This is a genomic window from Desulfosarcina sp. (assembly GCF_033791525.1).
GTDB lineage: Bacteria > Desulfobacterota > Desulfobacteria > Desulfobacterales > Desulfosarcinaceae > Desulfosarcina.
Window position 1 is genome coordinate 1 of sequence record NZ_JASJGN010000260.1, and the last position, 11786, is coordinate 11786.

Below are 11786 nucleotides of genomic sequence, written 5' to 3' on the forward strand. Positions count from 1 at the left end.
TATCGACAAGGGGCCCCACTACGTGCTCGGTACGCTTGTCTTCGAGAGCAACCAGGGTGTCTCTTCCAATGCGTTAAAAAGGCGCATGACCGTCTGGCGGGCGGCCCTGTTGCCCGGAATCGGTCGATTCAGCGAATACCGGCTCAAAAAGGACATGGATTCGCTGTTAAAATACTACCGCAGGAAAGGATTTGCGGATGCCCAACTTTCCTACCGAATCGATGATCCCGGCCGTTCACACCAGGTTGACGTAACTGTCGACGTCCGTGAAGGGCAACGCTACACAGTTGCATTCGAGGGCAACCAGCGCTTCTGGGACCGGACCTTGAAAAAGGACCTATCCATTTTCAGCGACGGAAACCGGAGCAATATCGGTGTGAGAAAAAGCGTTCAAAACATGAAGAAACGGTATCGTGAGGCCGGATTTCTGGAGGCCCGAATAAAGACAGAGACGACCTTAGTGCCCGGCCCCCCGGTGGAGACTCGCCAGCTGCGCTTCGTCATCCAGGAAGGCCCGCAAACCGTCGTTGACAACGTGACCATTGCCGGCAACCAAAATCTTTCTGAAACGGAGATCAGGAAACAGGTTCTCACCCGTCCACCGACGGTTTTCCACGATGGCGCCTTTGTCCCCGAGACCCTGGAAACGGACACCTATGCCGTCACCACCCTTTACCTGAAACAGGGTTTCCAGGACCGCACGGTGGATTCCGAGGTGACTTTCAATGAAGACAAAACCGGTGCCGACATCTCGCTGAATATCAAGGAAGGCCCCCGGACAACGGTCGGTTCCATTGGCATCACCGGGTTGACGGTGTTGCCGGAAGAAAAGGCCAGGAAAGTGCTGGTCCACAAAATCGGCGACCCGTTTCGCACCGCTGCTTTGGATGCGGAAAAGGAAGCCATTGCCAGCCTGGTTTCCGAGAAAGGCTACCCCCATGCCAAGGTGCACGCCAGTGTCACCTACAGTGAGGACCGCACGCGGGCGGGCATCGTTTACGAGGTCGACGCGGGGCCGCTGGTGACCTTGGGAGATATCTTCGTGTCCGGCAATCTTCGGACGGCTGAAAAGGTTATCCACCGAGAGCTGGAAGTCCAGTCCCAGACGCCCCTGTCATTGCGCGCGCTTCACGATGGCCAGCGCCGCCTGAGAGATTTGGACATCTTTCATGGGGTGAGCTACCGCACATTCGGTTTGAAGGAAAAGAAAGAGACGGTAAACCTGTTCGTAGAGATCGAGGAGAACAAGCCTTACTATGTCCAGGCTAGCGGCGGCTACGAATCGGACAGCGGCTTTTTCGGCCGCACCAAAGTCGGCGATCGCAACCTGTTCGGCCTGAACAAGGATCTGTGGGCCGGCGCTGAAATCAGCCAGACCGGTTACCGCTTGGAAACCCGACTGACCGAACCACGGTTTCTGGGCACCCGCACCACGGCCAGCATCGGCGCCTTCAACGAGGAGCTGACCGAATTCAACCAGCCGTTCGGTACCCGGACCACCGGCGGATCGATAGGATTCGGCCGCGAATGGGGAAAATACGTGACCACGGCGCTGAGTTTCCGCCTGGAAAAACGAACTCAATTCAGCGTTGAAGCGCGTCCCGCTGACCCGCTGGATGAAGAGACCCGCACCATTTTCGTGACCACGCCCTATGTCCGCTACGACAGCCGGAACTCCTTCGTGCGCCCAACACGGGGACTTCTCTCATCATTCGGTGTGGACATCTCCAAAGGGATTCAGAACCAGCTGGACGACTTCGTCCGCTACAAGTTCGATACCCGCTACTACTGGACCCCCAAGGGAAAAGTGACCCTTGCCGGCCTGGCCAGAATCGGGCAGGTCCTATCGTATTCGGATAGCGAGCTGGTCCCCGACGACCAGCTTTTCTTCCTGGGCGGCATACAAAACGTCCGGGGCTTTAAGGAAAACCTGCTGCGCTTTGACAGCCAAGGAAACCCCGTGGGCGGGAAGACAGCCGTGGTCGGCAGCCTGGAGGCGCGCATCGACATGGGCATGAATTGGGAATTGACCACCTTCTTCGACATCGGCAGTGTCAAAGATGCCGAGGTGGATGAAGGCTCGGACCGGTTCCGCGCATCCGTGGGACTCGGCCTGCGCTATATCACCCCCATCGGCCCCATGGGCCTGCTCTACGGGCACAAACTGGACCGGGAGGAAGGCGAATCGGCCGGTCGGTTTCATCTGTCTATTGGGTATAGTTTCTAATCTATCTTTTATTTGTCAGTAGTCAGTTTATTGACTATAAAAGTCAACAAATTTTATTCCGGCACCTTTCGGGCCAGATTGGTCATATTAATGATGATCGCACTCGACCTACCTGACATATCGAGCGTAAGGGTTTCAGGGCCTTTCAGCGATCCGCTGTCTCTTAACCCAGCGAATTGAACACCATTTTCGGATATCTGAATAAACAGTCCCGGCGGATCGTCCTTTTCATAAGTGGCAAGGTCCAACAAAATGGAACAACTCGGACCTGCACTGGAAAAGATATCCTCGATCCTTGACAACATCACACCAGTGGCATCAAGCGCCTTAATTAAGAAGAGCTCAAAAATATTTTGCCGTGAATATTCCCGCCCCCGCCCCCGTCCAGGATTTTGATCTCTCAGGCTCAACAGCTTGGCGTCGGAATAGAATTTTATTCTCCTGGCCGGGATTCCGGTAATTGCTTGCACGTCCTTCGGGGAAAATACTTTTATCATTTGTTGGCCTCAAATGAATCAGTTGACAGTTTTATGATTACTAACATTTTATATCGCCTTTGTCGATTGTTTTATTTCGCACGGGTGAGCTTTATTGCAGGCGAATCGTTACTGTATCCACCTTGATTCGTTTGGGAGGGTACAAGGAAAAATGACCTTTTCGACATGAAAACTGCCCAACGGATTCGTGAACCAATCAGCCAGGTATGCTTTCACAATGACGGTAACGAAATATCGATGACGATCAGTGTGGGGGTCGCCCAGTGCAACGGCGTCGAAGAGAGCATGGCGGCCATCCTTGGTCGCGCCGATAGCTCAGGCTACCCGGCCAAGAAGGTGAATGTGGACAAAACAATGATTATCCTGTCCCCAGTGTTTGGCAAACCCATCTGAAATGGTACAGAAAGGAAAAAACATGATCACGATCGCTGGAATTTCAGGAAGCCTGAGGGAACATTCATTCAATGCTAGTCTGCTGCGGGCTGCCGCGGAATCGGTACCCGACGGATGCTCGCTCTCCGTCAATTCAATTCGAGGCATCCCCTTGTATGATGGAGATGTGGAGGCCTCAGATGGCATCCCGCCTGCCGTGACCGATTTAAAACAAATGATCAAGGCCGCCGACGGTCTCTTGCTGGTCACCCCGGAATACAACAACGGCATCCCCGGCGTTTTTAAAAATGCCATCGACTGGTTCACCCGGCCGCCCGAGGAACGCATGGGGGTGTTTGCCGGTAAGCCGGTGGGCCTGATCGGCGCCACGCCCGGGACCTTCGGCACCGCCTTTTCCCAGTATGCCTGGCTGCCCGTTCTGCGCGTGCTGGGCACCCAGGTATGGTCCGGGCGCCTGCTGTGGGTCAGCGGCGCCACGGGCAAATTCGACGATCAGGGCAACCTCACCGACGACGGGGTGAAAAACCAGCTAAAAAAATACATGGCCGGCTTTACTGAATTTACTCGCCGGATGAAGGCGTAAAATCCGAATTTCGAAACAATATGGATGAAGCGTAACGCAGATATTTATCCGCCTCAGGCGGATCGGACGGTTTACGATACCATCAAGTTATTCCCGGGTGGTCAACAGCATGCCCAGACAAACCAGTACCAGGGCCGCCAAAGCCGGCCAATGAAGGTGTTCGGATTCGATAAGGGCAACGGAGAGCAGGACGGCGCACACCGGAATGAGAAACCGGTAGGCGGCCATGCTGGAAAGCCGGTTGGCCTGGATCAACAGGTACCACAGGGAAAAAGCGGCGGCAGAAAGAAAACTCAGATAGAGCAGCAAAACAAGCGAGGACATTGAAAAGGCCAGTACCGCCGGGGATTCGAATAACAGGGCCAGCAGGAAAAGGGCCACGGCTCCGGTGACCAGCTGGTAGGCGCACATGAGCGGCGGATAGACGCGGACGGCGGTTTTCTTGACGATGACCAATGCCAGGGTGGAAGAGAGAGCGGTGAGCAGGATGAAACCCTCGCCGGTCAGGGTCATATGGAAATTCAGGCCGTCGCCCTGCAGATTGACCAGGACGATGCCCACGAAACCCAGAATCAACCCGGAGCTTTTCCGCAGGGTGATGGGGTCGTCCTTGAACCACACGTGCGAAAACAGGGCCAGAAAAAAGGAACCTGAGCCGATGATGATGGAGGCCTTCACCCCTGTGGTGTTGGACAGGCCGATGTAAAAGAAGGTGTACTGCAGCGTGGTTTGCAGCATCCCCGTCAGGACCATGGCACCGTAGTCCCGCTTGTGGGATAACATGATGGATTTTCCTGAGGCCATGACACCGGCAAAGATCATCAGCCCGGCCAGAAAAAACCGGTAGGCGGCAAAGTATAGCTTGCCGCCGGTACTGTGCTGAATATCCAGCATCACAAAGCCGGTCTTTACCATGGGGAAGGCGCTGCCCCACAGCAAGGCGCATACCAGTGCCCAGAAAAATACGGCTGGTGGCCAGGTGAACAGGTTTTCGCGGTTAATCATCGTGTCACAGGTTCTGGGTTTTGGGTTCAGCGTTCTGAGTTAACCGTAGTGAACCCGTAACCGTTTAAACACTGACCTGTTAGCGGTTACCGAAATACTTATCCGGAATGGGGTGGCTGAAGTCAATCAAAAAGCAATGCGAAGGATTCATGCCCTCAAATAGGCCTTAAGATAATTAATTTGGCAAGGCTAGAGGGAGGAAGCCGTATGGTAATGCTGCGACGACTGATAACGCAGTCCAAATTAATTGTCTTAACGCCTAACGCCAACGGATGCTGTCCGGTCGGTAGGCGAGGGTCACAGGCCACCCCCGGTGAAGGGTCATGGCCGCCAAGTGGGATTCGTCGACACGCACGACCAGCTTAAGCGAACCGGCGCGTACATCGGCGAACAGATTGCCGCTTCGTTTTTCCGAAGTGATGCGGGTGACCGTCCCGTCGACAAAGGCGGTATTTGCAGGGGCTGAAGCCTCACGGCTATCGAGGATTCGGATGACGGCGGGGTCGATGAAAGCGGTGGCATCGGCGTTCGGTGGTGCTGAAACCGTGAAGCGGAGGCCGTCGCCGAGAAATTTCGTGTAAAGGCCGCTTTCTTCGGGGATCCAGGGGCCGAAAACCATGTTGCTCCTGCCGGTGCCGGTGGGTGTCCCCTTGAACAGGTGAATCACCTCGTCACAGACGTCGTAGAGCCATTCGCGATCGTGGCTGGCAATCACCAACGTGGTGCCCCATTCGCTGCGGGCACGCAGGGAGGCGGCACGGATCAGTTCGCTGGAAGCGGCATCCACGCTGGCGGTGGGTTCGTCCAGAAGCAGCACCCGGGGCTTCAGCACCAGCCGGGCTGCCAGGGCCACCCGCTGGGCCTCACCGCCGGACAGTTCATCCCACTGCCGCTGGGCGAATCCATCGGGATCCAGGCCAACCATGGTCAATGCCTCGCGTACCGGGCGGGTCCAATTCTCACGATTTCCGCGCACCTTTAGACCGTATGCGATGTTCTTAAACACCGTACGCTTCATCAGGTAAGGATCCTGGGTCAGCAGGGTGACCAGGAACCGGACCGATTCGTCGAACGGAAGCGCCGCTTTCCCGTCAAACAGGATTCGCCCCTGAGTGGGCGGGAGGATGAAAGCCATGAGCTTGAGCAGGGTGCTTTTGCCGCTGCCGTTGGGCCCCACCAGTCCCAAAATCGATGCCGGTTCGATGTCCAGACGATCGACGGCCAATACCGGGCGGCTGTTGTAACGGTGGACGAGGTTTTCAATCCGATAGATGGGTTGGGACACCGTGGACCTCTCCTGTTCAGTTCTTTTCGCTGCAGTTAAACGCATTCATTGGAGGGCTTCGTAAACCGTTCAAGATCAGGGCGTGCAAATCCCGGGGAAAGAGGCGTATTGAAGATACGCCGCAATGACGAGGGATGCCGCACAACGCCGATATTGGACGGTTTACGAAGTCCTCATTTTTTCCTTAAAAAAGAGAGGCACACATTCACACCAAAGGCAATGGCGATGAGCACCAACCCCAGGGCGATGCCGGTGGAGAACATCCCCTTGCCTGTCTCCAGGGCAATCGCTGTGGTGATCGTGCGGGTGTGCCACTTGATGTTGCCACCCACCATCATGGAGATGCCCACCTCGGTCATCACCCGCCCGTAGGCGGTGAGACCGGCGGCCAGCACCCCATAACGCACCTCCCACAGACAACTGAACAGCAGCTGCCGCCGATTGGCACCCAGGGAGATCAGAAGCGTTCGCAGGTGCCTGTCCATGCTTTCCACGGCCGTGGCGCTCAGGGCAATGACCACAGGCAGAGCAAGTATGGTCTGCCCGATAGCGATGCCGGTCAGGGTGAACAGCAGGCCCATCTCTCCCAGGGGGCCCCGGTTGGAGATGAAGGCATAGACCACCAAACCGATGAACACCGTGGGAAGGGCCAGCGCCGTATCCACCAGCAGCCGAACCTGACGCTTGGCCGGAAAATTAAAATATCCCAGTGCGAATCCTAATGGGATTCCTAATGTCAGGCTGGCGGCCATGGAACTGGAAGAGGCCTTCAGCGTGGCGGCTACTGCGGACCAGGTCTGGCCGTCACCACCGAAAAGCAGGCGGATCGCCTCTATGAATCCGGCAAAGATAAAATCCATTTGATATTATTTTGCATTGGGTACGAAAAGCGGTTTACCTATCAATGTGAAATCCCGGATCAGTCCCTGGGCCTCGGCGCCGGCCAGCCAATCCGAAAAGGCGGTGGCCAGATCGAATTTGGCATTCTTGCAGCGCTGCGGATTGATCGCCAGCACACTGTACTGGTTGAGCAGAATTTCATCCTGCTCAACCAGTACTTCCAGCAGCGGATTGCCGTTCATGGTGTCGGCGTACTTGATATAGGTGCCGCGATCGGTCATGGTGTAGCCGCTGCGCTCGGCGGCAATGTTAATGGTAGCCAGCATCCCCTGACCGGTTTGTACATACCAGGCTTCCTTTTCCGGAACGGCCGCACCGGCGGCTTTCCAGAGGGAAAGCTCCTTTTTATGGGTGCCCGAATTGTCTCCGCGGCTGGCAAATACAGCCCTCCTGGCACGCACGGCAACGAGCGCATCGACAACCTTCTTGCCTTTGATGCCGGCCGGGTCGCTATCCGGGCCAATGATCACGAAGTCGTTATACATGATCTCCCGGCGGTTGATGCCGAAACCCTTTTCCACATAGGCCTTCTCCGCCGGCGGTGCATGGACCAGCAGCACATCCACATCGCAGTTTTCGCCCATTTTAAGTGCCTTCCCGGTCCCCACCGAGGTCCATTTCAGCTCGATTCCCGTGGCTTTGGTAAAATGGGGGGCCAGGTAGTCCAGCAGACCGGTGTTATCGGTACTGGTGGTGGTGGCCATCATCAGTACCTTGTCGGCGGCCATGGCCGGAACGGCCATCCCCAGGGTCAGCATCACGATTAAACACACCTTTACCGCCATCTGTTTTTTTCTCTGCATGGTTTTGCCTCACTCTTTAATTTCGGAGTCTTCAATTTCTTGGAATGCCGAACAGCGTGTCAGGATTTCAGTTCGACTTCTGTGGCTTCCGGTTCATAAGGGAAAATCATTTGGCCGCTTTTGGACACATCGTATCCTTCCAGTTGTTCGGCTGCCCGGACGAAGGCCTTTTCGTGGAGCAGGCTGAGAAAATACTGGATCCCCTGGTCGAAAAAACGCTCCCGGGTCACCAGCAGGTCGTAGCGCTCCTGCCGCAAGGGCATAAACGCCAGGCCCAGCAGAGAGGCCACCGGCCTGATTCCCGGCCCGGCATCGGCGCGGCCGCCCAAAATCTCGAGCCCCACATCCATGTGCCGATTCACCTCGCGGTCGTACCCGGCAAGTCGCTCGCCGGCCATGCCCGCCCGTTTGAGTTCCCGGTCGAAAAGCAGCCGGGTGCCTGTGGACAGAGACCGATTGACAATCCGAATACCGGGTTTTCCAAGATCCTTCACGGCGGTGATGTTACGGGGATTGCCTTTTTGGAGAAGGATTCCCTGATCCCGTTTGCAAAAATTCACCACGACGGGCATGCGCTCGAACTGGCGCTGCAGGAAATCGAAATTATACTCGTGCCCGTTCTCCTGCAGCAGGTGGCTGGTGGCCATATGGCAAAGGCTTCGGCGCAGGGCGCTGATGCCGCCCACGGAGCCCAGGCTTCCGAATACCGCCAGATGCCCGGAATGGCGGCTGTTGAATATGGAAAGGGTTTTTTCCAGAAGGATGTCATTGCTCCCGGCGATGACCAGCAGCCCTTCATAAGGAGGCAGAACGTTGTGGTTCTGGGGATAATTGACCGTGCTGGACTCGATCCACTGCTCCACCAGGTGTCGGGGAAAAATCCATTTTCCGGTGACCTTGGAAGCGGGCAACCCCTTTTCCGAAATCAGGGTATAGACCATTTTCTCATTGATCCCAAGGAATTTGGCAACCTCCTTGGTGGATAGCATCTGTGTCATGGTGTTCTCTTCCTCAACGGCGTTTCACTGGCAGGCGGGTTCTCCCTTTAGACTGCACTTAGTAGGAATCACGGGACGAAATGTCAATGTTTTCCATCCATGCGGAAAATTCAAAGACTTAAACAAACTAATACCGACCGGAAATAACAACCGGCCGCTGTTTTTTGGGTCTGCCCATAGTCCACCCCATCGATGCACCCGGTGCGCCTTTTTAAGTTGACGGGTGCGGTGTCGGCCGTATAGATTAGCGGTGGACCTATTTCCCGGGAGCGCTGACACGATGCTCAACGAAAAGCAGAAACTGGACACGCTGATGACGCTGGGGATTGAGCTGAACCGGATCCACGACCTCGACATCCTTCTGGAGCGGGTGCTCACACGGGCGCGCCAGTTTGTAAACGCCGATGCCGGATCCATCTATATCCACGAAGGCAACCGCCTGGATTTTACCTATTCCCAGAACGACACCCTGCAAAAACAACTCCCCGCGGGAGAAAAGCTGATCTACTCCACTTTTTCCGTGCCCATCGACCAGACGAGCATCGCCGGGTATGCCGCCGCCACAGGAAAAATGCTCAGTATTCCGGATGTCTACAAGTTAGCTCCCACCAAGAGCTATCACTTCAGCAAGAAATTCGACGAGGCATCAGGATACGTCACCCGTTCCATGCTCACCATCCCGTTGATGAGTTCCAAAAAGGATGTTTTGGGCATTCTCCAGATCATCAACGCCCAGGATCAGAACAAACAAATCCGGATTTTCAGCCAAACCGACGAAAAGGTGATGTTGCACTTCGCCGGCATCGCTGCCGTGGCGCTGGAGCGGGCCCAGATGACCCGTTCCATGATCCTGCGGATGATTCGTATGGCGGAAATGCGCGACCCCAAGGAAACCGGCGCCCATGTCAACCGGGTGGCCGGCTTTTCATTGGAAATTTACGAGCACTGGGCCAAGCGGCGCAGTATCGACAAGAAGGAGATCGACAAGACCCGCGACGTGCTTCGCATGGGAGCCATGCTCCACGACGTGGGCAAAGTGGCCACATCCGATCTGATTTTAAAAAAACCGGCGCAGCTAAGCTTCGAAGAATTTGAGATTATGAAGCAGCACACCATCCATGGGGCCCGGCTTTTTTCCAACCCACAGTCGGATTACGATGAAGCGGCTGCCATCATCGCGATGAACCACCACGAAAAGTGGGACGGTACGGGCTACCCCGGCCACGTGGATCCAATTTCAGGCAAGCCGATCCCCGGCCACGAAGGCCGTGTGGGCCGACCGCTGCCCGGTAAAAAGCATGAGGAGATCCCCATTCTTGGCAGAATCGTCGCCATTGCCGATGTCTATGATGCGCTCTCTTCCAAACGTAGCTACAAGGAGCCGTGGGATGAATCGCGGAGCATCGAAATCATCAGCCAGGGATCCGGCACCCATTTTGACCCCGAACTGGTTGAAATTTTTCTGGAACAGATAGCTCTGATCCGCCTCATTCAGGCGCGATATTTAGAATCGCATGCCGAACCGCAAACAACACCCGAGCAATTGGTTCCGCAATGATTAGCCGACTGATCGCCAGCACCCTGCCCCTGTTTCCCAAACGTTTTGTCTGGCTCTTTTCCCGTTCATACATTGCCGGGGAAACGGTGGATGATGCCATGAGCGCCTGTCGGGCGATGAACGACGACAGTATAAAAACCACCGTCGACATCCTGGGTGAGTTTATTCAGAACCTGGATGAGGCCGAAAAGAACCGCGACGAATACCTGGCCCTTATCGAGGCCTCCCAGCACAGCGGCATTGACGGCAACTATTCGGTGAAACCGACTATGTTCGGTCTGCTAATCGATTCCGAAGCCTGCTACCGCCATATCCGTGAAATCGTCGCCAAGGCTGCAGGCTACGGCAATTTCATCCGTATAGATATGGAAGATTCAAATTGTGTGGATCTGGAGATGCACCTGTTTCGCCGGCTGAAGGCCGAATTCCCGGAAAGCGTGGGGCTGGTTGTTCAGGCTTACCTGCGTCGTACCCTGGACGACCTGAAGGGCCTCATGGATCTTCACACGCCGACGGTTCCGTTGAATTTTCGGCTATGCAAAGGCATCTACGCCGAGCCGAGACGTATCGCCTTCCAAGATCACGATGAGATCAATGCCCATTTTTTGGAAGATCTCGAATTCATGTTTCGAAACGGCGTCTATCCCGGCATCGCCACCCACGACCGGGCCCTGGTGGACGGTGCCCTGGCACTTATCGACCGGTACGACGTACGCCGAGACAGGTACGAATTTCAAATGCTGTACGGTGTCACCCCGGAGCTGCGACGCGCTCTGGTCGATGCCGGACACACCATGCGGGTGTATGTCCCTTACGGCCGCCATTGGTTTGGATACTCCACCCGGCGCCTCAAGGAGAACCCGAAGATTGTCAACAGCATCATCAAATCCCTCTTACTGCGCCGCTAAACCGACCATGACCCATCGAGCGTTCGTCGACGGCGAGGATCGCTTTCTGATGGCGACCCAAACGGGAACACCCATCCCGCCAGCCCGCTTGGTCGAAAGATAACATGAAGGCAACCAGACGAATCGCCCTGGTGGCCCACGATGAACGCAAAGCGGATCACAGGAGTCCAAAGATTACCGCGCTTATATCCGTCGACCGATTTAGCGGAAAGGGTGTTGAGAGATGATACCCAATTCTTGACGGATTCGTAAGAAGTCCGATATCTGCGTTACGCTTCATCCTTCGTCACTGCGGCGTACCGTAAGTACGCCTCGTTCCTTAAGGATTAGCAAGCCTTGATCTCGGGCTTTTTACGAATCCGTCGGAAATGCGACTTTTTACGATTTCATCAATTCTTAACGCGGAGGAAAAAGATGAAAGAGGAACCCGGAAAAGCCACCCTGGAGATCTTTTCCGACTACATCTGACCCTGGTGCTACTTCAGTACCGGGCGTATTGATGTTGCTTTCTAACAAACTGATATCAAAAGTAATATTTACCATTGCCCCTTACTTGGGGCACTAACGGGGAACTATGAGCCTTCTTTCCTGAGTGGATTGAAGGCTTTTTTTCCCTACCGGATTAGTCG

General features: G+C 55.3%; 11 protein-coding genes. 5 read left to right on the forward strand and 6 right to left on the reverse strand.

The genetic code is table 11. The features are described 5' to 3' along the window. Window positions 1-2227, forward strand: a 2227-nt coding sequence (gene bamA, locus QNK41_RS13135) for an outer membrane protein assembly factor BamA (protein ID WP_319257637.1), incomplete at its 5' end; no start/stop codon positions are given. Window positions 2228-2280: 53 nt separating this feature from the next. Here the strand turns inward: bamA and QNK41_RS13140 are convergent. Then, entirely contained in the window at window positions 2281-2724 is a 444-nt protein-coding gene (locus QNK41_RS13140) for a MerR family transcriptional regulator (RefSeq protein ID WP_319257639.1), read from the reverse strand. 165 nt (window positions 2725-2889) lie between these two features. Between QNK41_RS13140 and QNK41_RS13145 the strand changes: the two genes are divergently transcribed. Both QNK41_RS13145 and QNK41_RS13150 read left to right on the forward strand, forming a co-directional pair. Then, window positions 2890-3117, forward strand: coding sequence for a hypothetical protein (locus tag QNK41_RS13145; protein WP_319257642.1), 228 nt, complete (start codon window positions 2890-2892; stop codon window positions 3115-3117). Window positions 3118-3139: 22 nt separating this feature from the next. Further along, on the forward strand, window positions 3140-3700 hold the full coding sequence (locus tag QNK41_RS13150) for an NADPH-dependent FMN reductase (RefSeq protein WP_319257644.1): 561 nt from the start codon (window positions 3140-3142) through the stop codon (window positions 3698-3700). 87 nt (window positions 3701-3787) lie between these two features. Here QNK41_RS13150 and QNK41_RS13155 read toward each other — a convergent pair whose 3' ends face one another. The 5 genes from QNK41_RS13155 to QNK41_RS13175 form a co-directional block, all read right to left on the reverse strand. Continuing rightward, a complete protein-coding gene (locus tag QNK41_RS13155) occupies window positions 3788-4705 on the reverse strand; it encodes a DMT family transporter (RefSeq protein ID WP_319257646.1) in 918 nt (305 codons plus the stop codon). A 259-nt stretch (window positions 4706-4964) separates the two neighbouring features. Continuing rightward, window positions 4965-5990 carry an ABC transporter ATP-binding protein gene (locus tag QNK41_RS13160; RefSeq protein ID WP_319257648.1) on the reverse strand — a complete coding sequence of 342 codons (1026 nt, stop codon included), beginning with the start codon at window positions 5988-5990 and terminating at the stop codon, window positions 4965-4967. Between the two features lie 173 nt (window positions 5991-6163). Continuing rightward, window positions 6164-6850, reverse strand: a complete 687-nt coding sequence (locus QNK41_RS13165; RefSeq protein ID WP_319257650.1) for an ABC transporter permease — start codon at window positions 6848-6850, stop codon at window positions 6164-6166. 6 nt (window positions 6851-6856) lie between these two features. Then, on the reverse strand, window positions 6857-7693 hold the full coding sequence (locus QNK41_RS13170; protein WP_319257652.1) for a substrate-binding domain-containing protein: 837 nt from the start codon (window positions 7691-7693) through the stop codon (window positions 6857-6859). A gap of 59 nt (window positions 7694-7752) precedes the next feature. After that, window positions 7753-8691 carry a helix-turn-helix transcriptional regulator gene (locus QNK41_RS13175; protein WP_319257654.1) on the reverse strand — a complete coding sequence of 313 codons (939 nt, stop codon included), beginning with the start codon at window positions 8689-8691 and terminating at the stop codon, window positions 7753-7755. 280 nt (window positions 8692-8971) lie between these two features. Between QNK41_RS13175 and QNK41_RS13180 the strand changes: the two genes are divergently transcribed. Together QNK41_RS13180 and QNK41_RS13185 are read left to right on the forward strand one after the other, a co-directional pair. Beyond that, window positions 8972-10249, forward strand: coding sequence for an HD domain-containing phosphohydrolase (locus QNK41_RS13180; protein ID WP_319257656.1), 1278 nt, complete (start codon window positions 8972-8974; stop codon window positions 10247-10249). Next, window positions 10246-11157, forward strand: a complete 912-nt coding sequence (locus QNK41_RS13185; protein WP_319257658.1) for a proline dehydrogenase family protein — start codon at window positions 10246-10248, stop codon at window positions 11155-11157. Before QNK41_RS13180 ends, QNK41_RS13185 begins: the two co-directional genes overlap by 4 nt. Window positions 11158-11786: the final 629 nt, after the last annotated feature.

Excerpts from the sequence above, each read along its gene's own strand:
- QNK41_RS13180 (WP_319257656.1), top strand. The coding sequence starts at position 8,972 with ATGCTCAACGAAAAGCAGAAACTGGACACGCTGATGACGCTGGGGATT.
- QNK41_RS13155 (WP_319257646.1), bottom strand. The coding sequence starts at position 4,705 with ATGATTAACCGCGAAAACCTGTTCACCTGGCCACCAGCCGTATTTTTC.
- QNK41_RS13150 (WP_319257644.1), top strand. The coding sequence starts at position 3,140 with ATGATCACGATCGCTGGAATTTCAGGAAGCCTGAGGGAACATTCATTC.
- QNK41_RS13145 (WP_319257642.1), top strand. The coding sequence starts at position 2,890 with ATGAAAACTGCCCAACGGATTCGTGAACCAATCAGCCAGGTATGCTTT.
- QNK41_RS13185 (WP_319257658.1), top strand. The coding sequence starts at position 10,246 with ATGATTAGCCGACTGATCGCCAGCACCCTGCCCCTGTTTCCCAAACGT.
- QNK41_RS13170 (WP_319257652.1), bottom strand. The coding sequence starts at position 7,693 with ATGCAGAGAAAAAAACAGATGGCGGTAAAGGTGTGTTTAATCGTGATG.
- QNK41_RS13140 (WP_319257639.1), bottom strand. The coding sequence starts at position 2,724 with ATGATAAAAGTATTTTCCCCGAAGGACGTGCAAGCAATTACCGGAATC.
- QNK41_RS13165 (WP_319257650.1), bottom strand. The coding sequence starts at position 6,850 with ATGGATTTTATCTTTGCCGGATTCATAGAGGCGATCCGCCTGCTTTTC.
- QNK41_RS13175 (WP_319257654.1), bottom strand. The coding sequence starts at position 8,691 with ATGACACAGATGCTATCCACCAAGGAGGTTGCCAAATTCCTTGGGATC.